Genomic DNA, 16,898 nt, shown 5'->3' with positions numbered 1-16,898 from the left:
TTTGATAGCTTTCTCTCAGTCCGGGGTGCTCCAGCGCGCCCGGGCTGCCTGATCCTTTTCTCTTGCCTCAACCCAGTGCTCACCCGACCTGGTGATTTCCTTTTTCCAGAAAGGCGCTTCAGTCTTCAGGTAATCCATGATGTAGCGGGCAGCTTCGAAAGCAGCTTCTCTGTGCGCACTGCTGACACCAACAAACACAATCTGATCTTCAACGGCCAGTGAGCCGATTCGGTGGATGACACTGATACGTTGAATGTCCCAGCGCTGTTGCGCTTGTTCTATGATGCGTTTTAATGATTTCTCTGTCATACCGGGGTAGTGCTCTAAAAAGAGCCCGGTGACATCAGGTTGCTCGCTGAACTCGCGAACCCGTCCGGTAAAGGTGACGACAGCCCCGGTTTCAGGTGCTTGTTTGCTCAAAAAAAGATTTTCTTTTTCTATCGAAAAATCACTTTTCTGAACAGATATTTTAATGTTTTCAGTAGTTGTCTTGTTGCTCATTCTAGCCTCCTGTTACCGGAGGAAAAAAAGCAACTTCATCATTACTTTCTACACATTTTTTTTCATCCGATAATTCCTGATTTACTGCGCATATTGCATAGTCGATACTGAAAAGTTTTTCATAAGTATTAAATTCAGAAATCAATGATTTTCTTATATCGAAAACGGTGCAGGGTGTTTTTATATCAAGATCGAAAAAATCAAGGGAAAGTTGTTCTTTTATTTTTGCAAAAAAATAAACACGAATCATCAAGTTCTCTCCCAGTGTCCAGTCTTTCCGCCTGATTTTTCAAGTACTTTTATGCCTTCGATGATCATCTCAGGATCGACGGCTTTGCACATATCAAACAGGGTCAATGTTGCAACTGAAACCGCAGTGAGTGCTTCCATCTCGACGCCTGTTTGCCCGTTTAGCCGGCAAAGACTATGGACCCGTATCCGCGAGTTATCTGGCTCTACGTCAAAATCCACAGCCACTTTGCTCAGCATCAATGGGTGGCATAACGGGATAAGCTGACTGGTCTGCTTTGCTGCTTGAATGCCTGCGATACGCGCTACGCCAAACACGTCCCCTTTGTGGTGGTTGCCCTCGACGATGGCCTGCAAGGTGGCAGGCTGCATCGTGATGTAGCCCTCTGCCCTGGCTTCGCGAACTGTGGGCTCTTTGCCCGATACATCGACCATAGAGGCCTCTCCGCGGGCATTGACGTGGGAGAACTCAGTCATCATTGGTTACCTTTTTCAGGCGCATGGCGAAGTTGCACGGCTTGTGGCGGCTATCAAGTTGCTGGCAGATGATCTGTTCCCAGGCCTGACGGCAAGCATTCGTTGAGCCTGGTACGCAGAAGATCAGAGTGTCATTGGCTAAACCTGCTGTTGCCCGGCTCTGAATGGTCGAGGTGCCTATGGTTTCGTAGGAAAGCTGGCGGAACAGTTCTCCAAATCCGTCGATCTTTTTATCGAAGAGAGGTTCTGCGGCTTCGGGTGTCGAATCCCGCTCGGTGAAGCCTGTACCTCCAGTGACGATAATGACTTGTGTCCGGTCATCGGCGATCCATGTGGAAAGCGATTCGCGAATTTTATAAATGTTGTCGACAACGATTTTTTTCTCAACAGAGTTATGTCCTGAACTCTCGATTGAATCGACTAAAAAATCACCGCTTGTATCATTTTCTTCTGTTCTTGAATCAGAAACTGTGAGTACAGAAATATTAAGACGTATAAAATCATCGTTGAACATTTTCACCATCATTTAATTCCTATAATTATTTAGTAGATTGCATGCATCACTCCAGGACTCTGGTGTGTTGCAGCTCTTAAGTTCGACTGGATTTTCTGAAGATATAAAATCGAATCTCATATTTTTCAGAAAAGAACGGATTGAAGGATTCTGATCACTCGATAAAATATTTTCAGTAACTTCTTTTGCTTGTTCCAGATTGCGAATAATCAGTGGGAAAAAGCTCTGGTCGAATGCCGTCGATTGACTACTTTTCAGCAGGCGTAAGAACACACCGCACTTCAGTAGGGGCATGTCGCACGGCACAACGATCAGGGAGCCAGTGCCTGGCTTACAATGAGCAAGGGCTGAGTGAATGCCCGCCAAAGGTCCCTTCTCAGGGTAAACATCCTTGATGCTTTTCAGTCCGTTTGCACCTAAACCACTGACTAAAATGTCTTCGATGCCAGCTTCTCCCAGGCAATCGGCGGTAAACGACAGCTGCGAGCGGCCGTCAGGCCTAATCAGTTGCGCTTTGTCGCGTCCCATTCGCTCTGACTTTCCACCTGCGAGGATAACAGCGGTAATCTGCTCGCTGGCTGCTTCCTGCGTCATGAATGCGCCCTCAGATTTACCGGCAACTTAGCCACCAACTTAGCCACCAATGCCAGCAAAGTGCGTTCGCACTCCGGTATCACCGTCGTGCAAGGCATGTGTCGCTTTCTTCTCGTTCAGGCTGTCCTGAAGGAATGCGATAACGTCGGTGATCTGCTCGTCGCTGCCGAGCAGGTGGCGAAAGTCGTAGCCTTGGTCGCCAAAGAGACATAGGTGAAGCTGACCATTCGCTGACACCCTGAGGCGGTTGCAGCTGGAGCAGAAGTCTTTGCTGTAGGGCATGATCAATCCGATGCGCCCGGCGTAGTCCGGGTGCCAGAACTCCTGGGCCGGGCCGTCTGTGGATTTTCTCAGTACGGGCTGCCAGCCAGAATCGAGCAGTTGAGCTTTGATGCTGTCACCGCTGATATGGTTCTCTTCGAAGAAATCCTGATTGTCGCTGGTCTGCATCAATTCGATAAAGCGCAGTGACACCGGCGTTGTCCGGATCCAGTTCAGAAAGTGCGGTAGCTGGTCGGCATTGTGGCCACGCATCAGCACGGCGTTTACTTTGATGTCGTTGAACCCCATCTCGTGAGCCATCGCCAGCCCATCCAGCAGATCCTGAAGGCGATCGTGACCCGTAATGGCTTTGAACTGTCGTGGGTCGAGGCTATCGATACTGACGTTAAGCCGTGTCAGGCCGGCATCAATCCAGTCAGGCAGGAAGGTCGGTAACTTCCAGCCATTGGTGGTCAGTGCGATATCGTCGATGCCAGGGACGGCCGCGACGGTGCGAATGATCTCAGGGAGATCGCGGCGCACGGAGGGTTCTCCGCCGGTAATGCGGATTTTTCGGGTGCCCTGGCGGGCAAAAGCGGTCACGACGCGACGTATCTCGTCCACCGACAACGGGGGCGTGCTATCGCTGCACTGGTAGCCGTCTGGCAAACAGTAATTGCAGCTGAAATTGCACACGTCCGTCACCGACAGGCGCAGATAGTTAAAGCGCCGACCGTGATGGTCCTGCAATGTCATGGGTACACCTTTCCAAGCGCGGGAGGCCCGTCAGTTTCCCAACGAACCCGGCGAACCTACAGAGTTGAGGCGGATTCCTCAGTTCCGGGTCGCGGCCCGTCAACCATATCCATGTAGGATGAAGGTCGCCGGGCTTCGGCGTAAATCTCAGATTAGTGTACGCCTTCCATGCACTACGGACAATTGTTGGCCGGTGCACATGTTCGTTCCGCAGAGTGATCCGGTCAGGGTGCCACCCAAGCGAATATACTTAGTTCATCTGAGACACTTTTATGCTTGTGGCGTAACGGATCTTTGCGTCGTTGTGGATATCTCATCGCAGTGGACAATCGCCATCTGTCGTCCATTGACACTCTCAGACGTAGTGCGTCTGATACCTGTGTTGTGTTTTACAGGACGTACTTATGGAAGCAATCACATACGACTCAATGGAATCCCTGCTCGGTCAGCAGGTGACTTTATCGGACCAGGCTGAGAATTCTGTACGACTGACCATCTCAGAGGTTGAGCGTACTGCGCTGGATGGCGACGAGTGGGAGGCGTTTGCGGTCTCGCTTGAAGGACAGGATGATTTTCGTGTACCGCAGGGTATGTATCGGCTCACGCATGAAGCGATTGGCAGCGGTGAACTCTTTATTACTGCGCACGGCCCGACTGAGTACCAGGCCGTGATCAGCAGGAAGCGTTAGGAATTATCTATGCATGGATGCAGATCAGGCAGACATCAATTCGGGCGTTGTTTCCATCAGAATGTAGACATCGTTAAAGCGGCTGACTTCCTTGAAGCCCAGACGCTCATAGAGCTTTTTCGCCGGATTATTCTGCTCAACGTGAATTCTCACCGGCAGGCCTTTCTCGTTACCTTCTTTGATTATTTTCTGCAGCAGGTGGCTGCCTGCGCCAGAGTCCTGATACTCAGGAAGGATGGCGATATCAACAATGCGGATTTCATCGCTCCAGTAATCAATAAAGAAACGACCGGAAGGTCGGCCATCAATTTCAATAATGCAGAAATGATCGCTGCAGTAATGACTGTGATAGTGCTGTGTCTGCGCCGAAAACTGCTGCTGAATAAAAAGTGTTTTTTGGTGTTCGTTAAAGGGGGTCATCGCCAGCTCCGCTTCGCGGGTGGTGCGGTATAACGACTCCATAAACGAATAATCACTGTCGCGTACAGAACGCAGCGTGATGCGGCTTTCCCAGGCTCGGTTGGTCATTGGTAGTTCCTTGATTACCGGGATCATTCTTAGGAAGAAAGTGTGGGTAAAACCACGAATAAAGTAAACAGAGGGAGATCAGAATGGCAGAACCTTTTTTGAGTGAAATCCGCATGTTCGGATTCGGCTGGCCGCCGCGAGGCTGGGCCGAATGCGATGGCCAGATTTTACCTATTAATCAGAATCAGTCGTTGTATTCATTGCTGAGTACGACTTACGGAGGCGATGGACGCACATCATTTGCACTGCCTGACCTCCGCAGTCGGACGCCAATGGGAATGGATGCAAGTTTGCACCAGGGTCAACGTGAGGGTGTAGAAACCGTGACCCTTACGGATGCCAATATGCCAGCGCACCGACATCCATTGAATGCGACGACAGAAGCCGGAACGACCAAGTCTTTTGATGGCAATATATTAGCGTCCGCAGTCGATGGTGGTTCACCAACGGATTACTATGCAGAGCCTCAGAACCTGGTCTCGTTCGCATCGCAATCGGTGTCTTATATCGGTGGTTCTATGTCGCACAATAACGAACAGCCATCCCTCGTCGTTAATTTCTGCATCGCGATGCAGGGTCTTTTCCCATCGCGTAGTTAAGGAGCCAGTTATGTCAGAACCATTTGTTGGCGAGATTCGTATGTTCGCCGGAAATTTCGCTCCGCGTGGCTGGGCTTTCTGTGATGGTCAACTATTGGCTGTCAGCCAGAATGATGCGCTGTTTTCATTGATCGGGACCATCTATGGTGGTGATGGCCGCACAACATTCGCTTTACCGGATATGCGTGGTCGCTTGCCTGTACACCAAGGGCAAGGACCGGGATTAAGCCCTCGCCGCTTGGGAGCGCGTTACGGCAGTGAGAAGGTGAACCTGACCATCAATCAGATTCCCAGTCACAATCACGAATACCTGGGGGCAGCCAATATCGCTGATAGCAACAACCCGGCAAGTGATGTTGTAGCGTCTCATAATGATGGTGACCTTCCTTATGTTGAAGTGCCGTCAGTCGACAAAATCAAAAGCCTGAGTAGCGATGCAGTCAGTGCTGCGGGTGGCTCACAAGCGCATGAGAATATGATGCCGTCATTGTGCATTAATTACATTATGGCCCTGGTCGGTATTTATCCCTCGCGGCACTGAAAAGGAGTTTTATTATGTCTGAACCATTTATCGGAGAAATCCGTATTTTTGGCTGCAACTTTGCCCCTCGTGGCTGGGCCTTCTGCCAGGGGCAATTACTGCCCATCGCTCAGAATACGGCATTGTTCTCAATTCTGGGTACAACGTATGGTGGTGACGGTCGTACGACACTTGCCTTGCCGGATTTGCAGGGCCGCGCGCCGATGCACCCAGGACGAGGTCCTGGTCTGACGGCGCGTCGCCTGGGGGAAAAAACCGGCGTTAATGAAGTCACGCTCACCGATGCCGAACTTCCCAACCACAAGCACGTCCTCTACGGTGCTCAGACAGTTGGGACAGAGGCGTCGCCATCGAATACCAGAATGATGGCGATAGACAGGCCGTCGACTGGCGATAACATCATGAACCTCAATGCCGCATCAACGAAGAATACAGTGATGGCGACAGAAGCCATCGGTACGATGGGAGGCAGTCAGGCGCACGAAAACCGTCAGCCTCTGATGGGCATGAATTTTTGTATTGCGCTGGTGGGCCTCTATCCAAGTCGTAGCTAATAGCTATGAATGATAAGTGATGTGTGTATGAGTGAGGGGCAGGGAGGCCCCTTTTTCAGTTTAATTGGCTTGAGAAATAATGCGTAGTTTACTGCTGTTGCTCGTTATGTTTTCGGCTCCTGTAATGGGGTGCGAATTGCCTTTCCCGAATCTCGGTAAGGCCTGGTGCTTAGTGCCTGCCGCCAATGACTCCCAGGCGGGCGTGTACCGGGTCAGTGGCAAAGATCTGCTGGTACGTTTGTCTGATCGCCTGATTGTTCGGGCAAATGGCTTTACTCGCGAATCCCTACAGGCGCTTGATTCCCGTATTGAGGCTGTCAGTGAGCTTTACCTCATGGACGCCGCCGCCTATTACTCCGTTAGTGTCGGAATAAGAGACCGTCTACCCGTAGTGATCCGTTCGTTGTCTGAGGTTCAGGGCATTAGTCTGGTGCAGCCAGATATCCTGCAACTGCGAGAGAAGCATGCAGCAGACGTCTCGACGCCGACTCCTCCCACCTATCTCACCCAGCTCGGTATACCTGAGTTGTGGCCGGCGACTCCTCAAGGTCGAGGGGTGCGCGTTGCCGTTATTGATGATGGTTTTGATCTGGAGCATGAGGAGCTCACGCACACTCAGGTGATTTTCAGTTACGACACGGCCAGTCGTTCACAGGATGTAAGTCCAGGGGGAGAGGGCGACTCGCACGGAACCAAAGTCGCGGGTACGGTTTTCGCTGCTCACAATGGCGTCGGCATTGACGGAATCGCGCCGCAGGCGAGCCTGATCGCTATCCGTCAGCCGGATACCTGGACCAGTGATACGCTGCTCAGTTTTTACCTCTCTAAGCTGTCTCAAGCTGACATTGTTAACGCTAGCTGGCGCTCTGAATGGTTATTGGAGCCCGTCGCTGATATCGTTGCAGACTTGGCGCAAAATGGCCGCAGAGGAAAAGGCTCTGCTGTGGTATTTTCCGCCGGAAACAATGGCATGGAGCTGACTGGGGAAGACTCGGAAGCCCAGCTTCAGGCGGCTGTGGTGATCGGAGCAGCTAACGGACAGGGACAAAGGACGAGGTTCAGCAACTATGGACAGTCAGTGGATGCATACGTTTATGGCAAAGCCGCGCCAGCAGTGGTGCCGGGCGGCTATGGACGTTTCAGTGGCACTTCCTTATCTGCGGCTGTGGCCAGTGGCTATTTTGCACTGCTTCTCTCACAAGACCCTTCGCTTACTCTTCATCAGTTGGTTGCGCGACTGCAACAACGCTTGTCTCTATATCAGTCCAGTCTGCAGGGGCCAGAATCATGACTGATACGACTAAGAATCAGGAGAAAGAGCCTCAATTACAGGCGTCGCAGAAAGACTCTGCGGAAAACGCGACGGATTTTTCGTTTACCTATTCGGGTAATATTCCGGCGATTCTTAAGCATCTCAATATCTCACTGGCGTTTACTTCCTATCAGGCCGGTCGTCTGATGCTGGTTCGTACCGACGGCGAAGACCTGGAAATTAACTTTAAAGAATTCCCCCGACCAATGGGCCTGACGGCAACAGATCAGGGCCTGATACTCGGTACCTTTACTCAGATTATTCAATTTCAGCGGGAAGACGGTCTACTCGAGCAGATTAAGAAACCCCTGCCGGATATTGCTCAGGACATTACGGCGCCCCGCGCTCACAAAAACGATGAAGAGAAACAGGCTGATGCTGAACAGCGGTTGGCGAATAAGGCCTATGTTGAAAAACTGAAACCGGTCGACGCACGCGTCGATGCTTGTTTTATTACTCGTTCGACTCACTACACCGGCATGATTAATATCCATGACATCGAATGGGGAAACAGTGGCTTATGGGCGGTTAATTCAAGTTTTTCATGCCTTTGTACTATCGATCCTTCTTACAGTTTTGTTCCTCAGTGGAAGCCACAGTTTATTGAAACACTTACGCCAGAAGACCGTTGTCATTTAAATGGTATGACGCTCCGCGATGGTGAGCCTGCGTATGTCACCACCTTTTCACAATACGAAGACCGCAAACAGTGGCGCGACAGCGACAAGCATACGGGTACGCTGATTGACGTAAAACGCAATGAAGTGGTGGTCACGGGGCTGGCAATGCCTCATTCACCGCGTTGGCACAATGGCCGGGTTTATTTCTGTCATTCGGGTCTGGGCCATCTCAACTGCTATCACCCTGACACGGGTGAAATGGAAGTGATTGCAGAATTACCGGGCTTTACCCGGGGGATCGATATTTACGGCAGCATTATGTTTGTCGGCTTATCCCGTAAGCGTCAGAGTGATGTGACCAGCCCCGGTCTGGTGACCGAAGACTCCGAGAAAACCTGCTCAGGTATCTGGCTGTTTAACCTCGATACGCACGAAGTGATCGGCACGATTAAATTTCAGGGCAATGTTGATCAGATATACGACATCGCCATCTTATACAACACCAGCTTTCCGGAAGTGATCGAACCTGATCACCCGAGAATGCGGAACCACTTTTCTCACCCAGGCCTCCCAACCTGAAGGATTTATTATGGATAACAATCCCAATAAGAAACGACTAGGAGCGTTGACACCCCTCAAAGCCATAGCGCCTGTGATCGCCATGGCAGTGCCTTTCTCTGCGCCTTTTTCTGCATCAATGGCCAATGCCTCTTCGCGTTTAGCCAGTGTAAGCCGAAATGGCCTGAATAAGCGTGCAGTCGTTTCTCAGGTTGAGCAACACAGTCGCCCTGAAGCGGCAGGAGCATTCTCCGCGTTTGGGGGCGGTGCAAATGCACGGGCTGTTTCCCGAACGGTGGATCAGGATGCGCTCGCTTTTCTGGCCAGCAATGACTTGTTATCGGTTGGCGAAGAAAAGACCGGATATGAAAGTGGCGACCTGGATAATCTGACTGGCAGGAAGCATTTTCTCAGCTGCACGAAAAGTGGTGCACCGTATTACTCAACAGCCGCGGGGTTTCCGGTTCTTAGCTCATTATCCTTTTTCTGTACGAGCCTTTTCGGCGGGAACTGGAATCCTGGCCAGGACAATCAACCCCCGTTTTTCAAATTCCGCCCTGAGCACGAGAAGCTGGAGGACATGACGATACTCCCTGGTAACTCTGGCTCTCAGCTTTTTGAAGTCGTTGATAAAAACCAGTCTTCTGTCGGTTTTTCAGTTGCATCCAGTAATGAGACAGCGGTTCGTGCTGAGGATTTATCGGTAGAGCGACTGGGTACGGGTACTTCCGATGATTATCGTATTACTATCAGTAATGTAGTTGGTGGCGGTGGCGCGACCATTACCGTAACGGCTACCGATGGCAACGGTAATTCCCGGAGTGACACTTTCTTCATCGATACGGGTGTAGCAGCGCCAGATCCACTGGAGATGACCGGCGGTGACAGTGCCGTTTCATTCAGCCTGCTTGAAGATGCGGCCACCACGTCTCTCACGCTCAGTGATTTTGCCGCCAGCACAGGCGCAACCGGCACCATGACATGGAGTGCCAGCGGTGGTACCAAAGGCACGGCCAGCGCAACGGGTTCAGTATCGGCGCCGACGACCGGTGCCTCACCTACGTCGGTCACATACACACCGAACGCCAATGCCACAGGCAGTGATACCTTTACCGTTACCGTCAATGACGGATCTGCGACCGACAGTCGTGCTGTGGATGTTTTCATTACTCCCGTGAATGACGCCCCAACGCTGATTGTTCCATCGACGCAGCGTGTCAGTGGCACGGGTGGCACACAACGGACAGTCGCGAGTTTTGCAACAGCGCAGCCGGGCGGTGGTCTTGATGAAGCTGGTCAGACGTTTACCTACTCCGCGGTAGAGACTCTGGATGCGAATAATGTCGTCTCGGCTGTTTCCATTAATTCCTCGGGAGATTTGCTCTTTACTCCAGCAGCAGATGCGGAAGGCTACGCTTACTACTCCATCACGGTAACCGATAGCGGTGGTACCGACGACGATGGTGTCGATACCTCGGCACCTGTTACTGTGACTTTGAGTATTGATACTCTGGCCCCTGAGCTCACTCTGGTAACCCCAGTTGCATCACCGACCACCGATCACAGTCCGGAAGTCACCTACTCCTCGAACGAAGCCGGCTACCTGTCTGGCGGAGGTTCGTGTGGCGTGGCAGATGCCGGGTTGAAAACTCCCGGAACGTACACCGTTCGCCTGACGCAGACCGACAATAGCACGCCGCTGACTGACGGCACCTACAGTGACTGTACCCTGATCGTGGAAGACACGAACGGCAATGCCACTACATTGCCGCTGGGTACCTTCGTCGTGACATCAGACCTCACGGCGCCGACCGTCACTTCAGTCGATGTTCCCACCAACGGGACCTACGGTGTTGGCGATGTACTGAGTTTCACGGTGAACACTAACGAAGCCGTTAACGTCAGCGGCAGTCCGGCAATCAATATGATGATTGGCGGCACGCCCGTTAAGGCGACGTACAGCAGTGGTACCGGTACTCAGGCGTTGGTATTCAGTACCACGGTTGCAGCCGGTGATCTGGATACCGATGGTATCGAAGTGCTGTCACTGACCCTCGACGGCGGCACCATGGCGGATGCTGCGGGCAATGCGATGGACCTGACGCTGAATGGCCGAGGCCCGACCGCAGGCATTCTGGTTGACGGTGTGGCGCCCGTTGTCAGCAGTGTCTCTGTACCGCCTGCGGATACCTACATCGTGGGCGATGTATTGACCTTTACTGTCACTGCGTCGGAAGCGCTGACCATTTCGGGAGGCACCCCCTACCTTGAACTGGTCGTTGGCTCGGCGGCACGCCAGGCGACGCTGGCAAGTACCTCCGGCGCCGATATGACCTTTACCTATATCATCGCAGCAGGTGACCTGGATACAGATGGTATTACCACAGGTTCTCTGGTTGCTAACGGTGCTTCGTTGCAGGATTCTGCAGATAACGACCTCAATCTGGCTCTGGGAACCGTAGACACCAGTGGGGTGTTGGTCGATGCGGTCGCACCTGAAGTGCAATCGGTCAGCATCCCCGCAGCTGCCAGTTATATTGCCGCTGATACGCTGAACTTTACGGTCAGCCTGTCTGAGGCAGTGACGGTATCGGGCGGGATGCCAGTACTGAGCCTTATGGTTGGAGGAGTAGCGCGAGAAGCTGCGCTTGTCTCTGGCAGTGGTTCATCAGACCTGACATTCAGCTATACCGTTGCCACAGGTGATCTGGATACCGATGGTATTACTGTTTCCAGTATTGACCTCAAGGGCGCTTCGGTCGTCGATGTTTCAGGTAACTTGCTGGTGACAACGCTCAATGGCGTTGCTGATACATCTGGCGTTATTGTCGACGCGGTGGCTCCGACCATTGCAGCTGTGCAAGCTCCGGCGGATGGTTCGTACTCTACAGGTGATGAACTGCGGGTTAGTCTGACGTTCAGTGAAGACCTGGTAATCAATACTGCCGGTGGAACACCGGCGATTTCTCTGACGGTCGGTAGTGCGCCACGCGATGCAGCTTATGTGGCGGCGGAGAGTTCGGCCAGCACTGCTGTCTTCGTATACACAGTCCAGACGGGCGATAACGATTCTGATGGTATTGCCATCGGATCGCTGAACCTGAACGGTGGAAGTATCCGAGACAGTGCCAGCAACCCGGCGAACCTCAGTTTCACTGCGCCGGACACCTCAGGCGTAATTGTTGACGCCCTGGCCCCAGAAGTCAGCAGCGTCGATGTTCCTGCAGATGCGACGTATGGCGAAGGGGAGTCACTGATCTTTACGGTAAATACCAGCGAAGACGTGACCGTTGCCGGAACGCCAGAACTGACTTTGACTGTCGGCTCCAGCGCGCTCAGTGCGGTTTACTCAGGTGGTGATGGCACCTCAGCCCTGACCTTCAGCGCAACTGTACCTGCGGGGCTGCTCGACACGGATGGTATCAGCGTGGATGCGCTCAACCTTGCGGGTGGCTCTTTGGCCGATGCCGCTGGCAACCCTCTGGATCTGACTCTGAATGCGGTTGCTCCAACGTCGGGTGTGCTGGTAGACAGTCTGGCGCCTGTGGTCAGCAGTGTCGGAGTTCCGGCTGCTGCTACCTATGTGTCGGGCCAGACTCTGGCCTTCATTGTGAATGCCGACGAACCGATGACGGCAGATACCACAGGCGGTACGCCATCGCTGGCGATCACTGTGGGCTCAGCGGCGCGCTCGGCAGCTCTGAGCGGTGTCAGCGGTAATGCGATGACCTTCACCTACACAGTGCAGAGCGGCGATTCTGATGCGGACGGTGTCAGCGTCGGGGCACTGGCCCTCAACGGTGGTGCACTGACCGATGCGTCAGGCAATACACTTAACCTGACGTTGAATAATGTTGCTGATACTTCTGCGGTACTGGTCGATGCGATCGCGCCAGAGGTTCAGTCTGTCTCGGTACCAGCGGCGGCAACGTATGTTGGTGGTGACACCCTGAACTTTACGATGACTCTCTCTGAAGCGGTCACTGTATCGGCGGGAACGCCGGTACTGACCCTTGATATCGGCGGGGTCACACGTGAAGCGGCACTGACGGCAGGCAGCGGCACTGCCAGCCTCACGTTCAGCTACACCCTGGTGACGGGCGACCTCGATACCGATGGTATTTCTGTGGTGGGCCTGGACCTGAAAGGTGCCAATGCGCTGGACTCTGCAGGTAATGCGATGGTCACCACGCTGAATGGCGTTGCCGATTCATCCGCTGTACAGGTTGATGCGGTTGTACCGACAGTGACGGCTCTGACGGCAAATTCGTCAGGCACGATTACGGAAGGTAATGCGCATACGTTCACTGTCACGTTCAGTGAAAATGTCAGCCTCAACAGTGCAGGAGGCACGCCGCGTCTTGTTCTGGATATTGGCGGCACCACGCGCTACGCAATGGCGTCGGCACCTGTCGCAGCCAATATGAGCTTCACCTACACCGCTCTGGCGGGAGACCTCGATGCCGACGGTCTCAGGGTGACGGGCATTGAAGCCAATGGCGGTGTTATTACCGATGCCGCTGGAAATACTGCGGATCTGAGCAGCCTGCCAACCGCAGATACCTCAGCGATGACAGTCGATGCCATACCGCCTTCGATCAGTGCGGTAGAGGTCACCGCGCCATCTTACGCCATGGCAGGTGAAACAATCACTATTACGGCAGTTGCCAGCGAAGCAGTCACCATTAGCGGAGCGCCGTCCATTGCTTTGGATATTGGTGGATCAAGCGTCGCTGCGCTCTACACAGCTGGCTCTGGCTCTGACCGCATCGTATTCGCATACACGGTGCAGCCCGGAGATAACGACAGTGACGGTTTTGCTATCGGAGCGATCAGCCTCAACGGCGGAAATATGACTGATGCCGCAGGCAACGCGCTGGATCTGACGATCACGAGCGTGCCTGATACGTCAGCTAATCGCGTGGACACCACAGCACCGGTAGTGCAATCGATCAGCCGCTATAATCCGCTGGCCGAGACCACCGCCAGTGACACTCTCACCTGGCGGGTACAGCTCAGTGAAGCAGTCTCCGGTGTTGGAGCAGATGACTTCTCACTCGCCGGTACAACTGCAGCGATTGCTGTTGCACAGATCTCCGACAGCTTGTATCAGGTAACCGCCAGCGGTGGTGATCTTGCAGCACTCGATGGCACGGTCGGGCTGAACCTCGCAGCCGGGGTGACTGCCACGGACCTGGCAGGCAACGCTCTGCCCGCGACGGAGCCCGCGACGGATGAAACCTACACCGTCGATAACACGGCCCCTGCGGTAAATATTCAGGCGCCATCAGCGACACTGACCTCCAGCACTGCGATTACTTACGTGGTCCAGTACACGGACGCTGACAGCATCAGCCTGAGCCCGGATGACGTTGCTGTCACCGCCACAGGCGATGCCGCTGCAGGCACGATTGAGGTGTCTGGAAGCGGGCCTGTAGCCAGAACCGTCACTCTGAGTGACTTTACGGGTGATGGCACGCTGGCGATCGATATTGCTGCCGGTACGGCAGAGGATGACGCAGGTAACGCCAGTGCGGCACCGGCTACGTCTGATGCCTTTACCGTCGATACCACACGACCTACGGTCACCATCACGGCACCGGCAGCGTCACCTGATCCGTTCGATATCACAGTGACCTTCAGTGAAGATGTCACCGGGTTTGTGGTAACGGAGATTACTGCCACGGGCGGCAGCCTGAGTGAGTTTACCGGTTCCGGTACGACGTACACGGCGAAAGTCACGCCAGATGTCGTCGGTTCTCCGGTGGATATCAGTATCGCTGCCGATGTCGCTGAAGACGCCGCAACCAACGGCAACGAAGCCTCTGCGTCCGTGTCGGTAGATACCAATAACGTACCGACGATTGCGATTAGCGGTGATGAGATTGAAGGCCAGACTCTGGCCGCTCAGCTCTCCGATAGCGACGGTGTCAGTGGTAGCGTGACTTATGACTGGATATCCGGCACCGCAAGTGTCGGTAACGCAGAGACTTACACGCTGCAAGCCAGTGATGTGGGTAATCAGTTGAGCGTTAACGCGGTATACACCGACGATGCAGGCTATGCCGAAGACGTTACCTCTGCGCTGACTGGCGTGATTATCAGCATCGAGCAGAACGCCTGGAACAATATCGGAGACAGTGTCGGCTCGCCATCAACGCCGGCATCGTTCGATGACTACCGAAATGTCGGTCTGAGTGGTCCGAGTGATGATGAACTGAACCGCATTATGTCGATTCTGAACCGTGCGGTCAGTCAGCAGGCTGCGATCACCGACATCGATGAACTCAGTGAGCTGGAGTCTCTGGTCGATACCATTATGGAAGGTCAGGACGATGACGAAGATGGTCTGCCGAATCTTGTCGAGGACGACGGTCGTACCGATACCGACGGTGACGGCACCGATGACAGAGATGATGTCGATGCCGACAACGACGGTATTCGTGACAACCTTGAGATCGATGCATTGGCCGACATGACTGACGATGACGCAGATGGCATCGTGAATCTGTTCGACTTCGATGTAGACGGTGATGGCTACCCAGAGCTTAAAGGTCTGACCGATGACAATCTGGATGGCGTCATCGACGAGTTCGATACGCTGGCAGAACTGATCGCTTACTTCGCGCCTGCCACTCCTGTTACTGCGCCCGTGACGGGCTCAGGTACGGGCACAGGTACGGTCGGTGCCGCCGTCGTTTCTCCGGTTGCATTGGCTCCGATTGCCACGACCAAAGAAGCCGAGGTTGATACGGATGGCGATGGCCTGATTAACTCGCAAGATATCGACGCTGATAACGACGGCATTGCCGACGTTATCGAAGCGGGCCTCAGCGACAACAATGATGATGCGCTGGTGGATGATGGTACTGCGCTGATTGATGATGCTACTGATCTGCCAGATACCGATGCCGATTCAGATGCTCGTCCAGACTTCCTGCAGCTCATGAGCAATGGCACAGATACCGATCTGAGCCTGTCTGACGCGTTCTCGGGCACCGTGGTTGGAGCGTTGGATCAGGACGGAGACGGTCAGCTCGACAGCAGTACCGACGTTGATCAGGACGGCCTGATGGATGTTGTTGATAACGCGATCGGAGCCTTTGGTTCTGCCCGTGACTTCGATGGTGACGGTATCCCGAACCACCTCGATCCGGATGACGATAACGACAATATCTCCGACATTGAAGAAAACGCTGAACTTGCAGAATTCTTCACCGGTGAAGATGCGGACGGTGACGGCATTGATGATGGCTTTGACGCTGAAATCAACGGCGAGACCTTTGGTACGGACGATAACGGTAACGGTGTACGGGATGACCGTGAATTGCCGGATCTCGATGGCGATGGTCTGGTCGACTATCTCGATGATGACGCCGACAATGACGGCATCCGCGACGATATCGACGATGAAATTGCACTGCCAGTCGATCTGGCTCCGGGCGCTACTGAGGGCGACCTTGATGGGGATGGCGTCCCCGATGATGTCGATCCTTCTGTGAATACCGAAACAGATGTGAAAGTGGCGGGGAAAGGCAGCATGAGTCTGGCTATTCTTATGTTGCTGGGTGGTGCGCTTGTCCTGATGCGCCGCCGTACCCGATTGCTGGTAGCTATGCCACTGGCTATCCTGACCGGGCACTCTCAGGCAGCCGGTGATCAGGCGATGGGTGAAACGAAGCAGGACTCAAACTTCAGTTTTGCCACGTCGGCGGGGTTATCGAAATTTGATACGGAGCTGGCGGATACGGTAGAGCTGACAGACGAAAACAGCGCGGGCTTTGTACTGGGCCTGGGGTACAGTGTTTCGGATGAGTTGGCGGTTGAGGCGTCCTATGGGCTGTTGGGTAAGGCAGGTGTCAATACGGGCTGGGTCGATTACAGCAGCCTGGCCTTGAACCTGCAGTATCGTCCAGAAGTGGTGAGTTACGGCAAGCTGCGCGGTCAGTTCAAGCTCGGTATGAACCGTTTGTTCTATGACGGAGCAAAGGGGTTGAACCTCGATAAGAAGTCGACGGATGTTCTTACGTTTGCAGTGGGTGTGGACTACACCGTTAATACCAACGATGCGGTCGAGTTTATGTTCACGTCATATGCGGAAGACGCGCATTTTTATAGTGTTGGTTACCGTCATAACTTTTAAAT

14 protein-coding genes and 1 riboswitch are annotated in these 16,898 nt (G+C 53.5%); of the genes, 7 read left to right on the top strand and 7 right to left on the bottom strand.

What is annotated here, in order from left to right:
* Nucleotides 1-15 precede the first annotated feature (15 nt).
* From moaE to moaA, 6 genes are all read right to left on the bottom strand, one after another.
* Nucleotides 16-501 carry a molybdopterin synthase catalytic subunit MoaE gene (moaE, locus tag B2R29_RS15675; protein WP_301181920.1) on the bottom strand — a complete coding sequence of 162 codons (486 nt, stop codon included), beginning with the start codon at nucleotides 499-501 and terminating at the stop codon, nucleotides 16-18.
* 1 nt (nucleotide 502) lies between these two features.
* On the bottom strand, nucleotides 503-751 hold the full coding sequence (locus tag B2R29_RS15670; RefSeq protein WP_301181919.1) for a MoaD/ThiS family protein: 249 nt from the start codon (nucleotides 749-751) through the stop codon (nucleotides 503-505).
* Entirely contained in the window at nucleotides 751-1,227 is a 477-nt protein-coding gene (moaC, locus tag B2R29_RS15665) for a cyclic pyranopterin monophosphate synthase MoaC (protein ID WP_301182125.1), read from the bottom strand. The genes B2R29_RS15670 and moaC overlap by 1 nt, the downstream gene beginning before the upstream one ends.
* Entirely contained in the window at nucleotides 1,220-1,750 is a 531-nt protein-coding gene (gene moaB, locus B2R29_RS15660; RefSeq protein WP_301182124.1) for a molybdenum cofactor biosynthesis protein B, read from the bottom strand. The genes moaC and moaB overlap by 8 nt, the downstream gene beginning before the upstream one ends.
* A 3-nt stretch (nucleotides 1,751-1,753) precedes the next feature.
* On the bottom strand, nucleotides 1,754-2,335 hold the full coding sequence (gene mobA, locus B2R29_RS15655; RefSeq protein ID WP_301181918.1) for a molybdenum cofactor guanylyltransferase: 582 nt from the start codon (nucleotides 2,333-2,335) through the stop codon (nucleotides 1,754-1,756).
* A gap of 39 nt (nucleotides 2,336-2,374) precedes the next feature.
* Nucleotides 2,375-3,352, bottom strand: coding sequence for a GTP 3',8-cyclase MoaA (gene moaA, locus B2R29_RS15650; protein WP_301181917.1), 978 nt, complete (start codon nucleotides 3,350-3,352; stop codon nucleotides 2,375-2,377).
* Nucleotides 3,342-3,505: riboswitch (molybdenum cofactor riboswitch) on the bottom strand. (Overlaps the previous gene by 11 nt.)
* A gap of 251 nt (nucleotides 3,506-3,756) precedes the next feature.
* Between moaA and B2R29_RS15645 the strand changes: the two genes are divergently transcribed.
* Nucleotides 3,757-4,041: a DUF6916 family protein gene (locus B2R29_RS15645; protein WP_301181916.1), complete on the top strand. Its 285-nt coding sequence runs from the start codon at nucleotides 3,757-3,759 to the stop codon at nucleotides 4,039-4,041.
* 24 nt (nucleotides 4,042-4,065) lie between these two features.
* Here the strand turns inward: B2R29_RS15645 and B2R29_RS15640 are convergent, their stop codons facing one another.
* The gene (locus B2R29_RS15640) at nucleotides 4,066-4,569 is read right to left on the bottom strand and encodes a GNAT family N-acetyltransferase (RefSeq protein ID WP_301181915.1); all 504 of its coding nucleotides are present in this window, start codon (nucleotides 4,567-4,569) and stop codon (nucleotides 4,066-4,068) included.
* An 83-nt stretch (nucleotides 4,570-4,652) separates the two neighbouring features.
* Between B2R29_RS15640 and B2R29_RS15635 the strand changes: the two genes are divergently transcribed.
* The 6 genes from B2R29_RS15635 (at nucleotide 4,653) to B2R29_RS15610 (ending at nucleotide 16,896) form a co-directional block, all read left to right on the top strand.
* Nucleotides 4,653-5,168 carry a phage tail protein gene (locus B2R29_RS15635; RefSeq protein ID WP_301181914.1) on the top strand — a complete coding sequence of 172 codons (516 nt, stop codon included), beginning with the start codon at nucleotides 4,653-4,655 and terminating at the stop codon, nucleotides 5,166-5,168.
* 10 nt (nucleotides 5,169-5,178) lie between these two features.
* Nucleotides 5,179-5,709 carry a phage tail protein gene (locus B2R29_RS15630; RefSeq protein WP_301181913.1) on the top strand — a complete coding sequence of 177 codons (531 nt, stop codon included), beginning with the start codon at nucleotides 5,179-5,181 and terminating at the stop codon, nucleotides 5,707-5,709.
* 14 nt (nucleotides 5,710-5,723) lie between these two features.
* Nucleotides 5,724-6,263, top strand: a complete 540-nt coding sequence (locus B2R29_RS15625) for a phage tail protein (RefSeq protein WP_301181912.1) — start codon at nucleotides 5,724-5,726, stop codon at nucleotides 6,261-6,263.
* 79 nt (nucleotides 6,264-6,342) lie between these two features.
* On the top strand, nucleotides 6,343-7,554 hold the full coding sequence (locus tag B2R29_RS15620) for a S8 family peptidase (protein ID WP_301181911.1): 1,212 nt from the start codon (nucleotides 6,343-6,345) through the stop codon (nucleotides 7,552-7,554).
* A complete protein-coding gene (locus B2R29_RS15615) occupies nucleotides 7,551-8,774 on the top strand; it encodes a TIGR03032 family protein (protein WP_301181910.1) in 1,224 nt (407 codons plus the stop codon). Before B2R29_RS15620 ends, B2R29_RS15615 begins: the two co-directional genes overlap by 4 nt.
* A gap of 10 nt (nucleotides 8,775-8,784) precedes the next feature.
* Entirely contained in the window at nucleotides 8,785-16,896 is an 8,112-nt protein-coding gene (locus B2R29_RS15610) for an Ig-like domain-containing protein (RefSeq protein WP_301181909.1), read from the top strand.
* Nucleotides 16,897-16,898: the final 2 nt, after the last annotated feature.

Source organism: Thalassolituus sp. UBA3500 (assembly GCF_002377545.1).
Lineage (GTDB): Bacteria > Pseudomonadota > Gammaproteobacteria > Pseudomonadales > Oceanobacteraceae > Thalassolituus.
The sequence above is the reverse complement of the archived record's forward strand: the minus strand, read 5'-3'. Positions and strand labels throughout refer to the sequence as shown.

Excerpts from the sequence above, each read along its gene's own strand:
- moaE (WP_301181920.1), bottom strand. The coding sequence starts at position 501 with ATGAGCAACAAGACAACTACTGAAAACATTAAAATATCTGTTCAGAAA.
- B2R29_RS15670 (WP_301181919.1), bottom strand. The coding sequence starts at position 751 with ATGATTCGTGTTTATTTTTTTGCAAAAATAAAAGAACAACTTTCCCTT.
- moaC (WP_301182125.1), bottom strand. The coding sequence starts at position 1,227 with ATGACTGAGTTCTCCCACGTCAATGCCCGCGGAGAGGCCTCTATGGTC.
- moaB (WP_301182124.1), bottom strand. The coding sequence starts at position 1,750 with ATGGTGAAAATGTTCAACGATGATTTTATACGTCTTAATATTTCTGTA.
- mobA (WP_301181918.1), bottom strand. The coding sequence starts at position 2,335 with ATGACGCAGGAAGCAGCCAGCGAGCAGATTACCGCTGTTATCCTCGCA.
- moaA (WP_301181917.1), bottom strand. The coding sequence starts at position 3,352 with ATGACATTGCAGGACCATCACGGTCGGCGCTTTAACTATCTGCGCCTG.
- B2R29_RS15645 (WP_301181916.1), top strand. The coding sequence starts at position 3,757 with ATGGAAGCAATCACATACGACTCAATGGAATCCCTGCTCGGTCAGCAG.
- B2R29_RS15640 (WP_301181915.1), bottom strand. The coding sequence starts at position 4,569 with ATGACCAACCGAGCCTGGGAAAGCCGCATCACGCTGCGTTCTGTACGC.
- B2R29_RS15635 (WP_301181914.1), top strand. The coding sequence starts at position 4,653 with ATGGCAGAACCTTTTTTGAGTGAAATCCGCATGTTCGGATTCGGCTGG.
- B2R29_RS15630 (WP_301181913.1), top strand. The coding sequence starts at position 5,179 with ATGTCAGAACCATTTGTTGGCGAGATTCGTATGTTCGCCGGAAATTTC.
- B2R29_RS15625 (WP_301181912.1), top strand. The coding sequence starts at position 5,724 with ATGTCTGAACCATTTATCGGAGAAATCCGTATTTTTGGCTGCAACTTT.
- B2R29_RS15620 (WP_301181911.1), top strand. The coding sequence starts at position 6,343 with ATGCGTAGTTTACTGCTGTTGCTCGTTATGTTTTCGGCTCCTGTAATG.
- B2R29_RS15615 (WP_301181910.1), top strand. The coding sequence starts at position 7,551 with ATGACTGATACGACTAAGAATCAGGAGAAAGAGCCTCAATTACAGGCG.
- B2R29_RS15610 (WP_301181909.1), top strand. The coding sequence starts at position 8,785 with ATGGATAACAATCCCAATAAGAAACGACTAGGAGCGTTGACACCCCTC.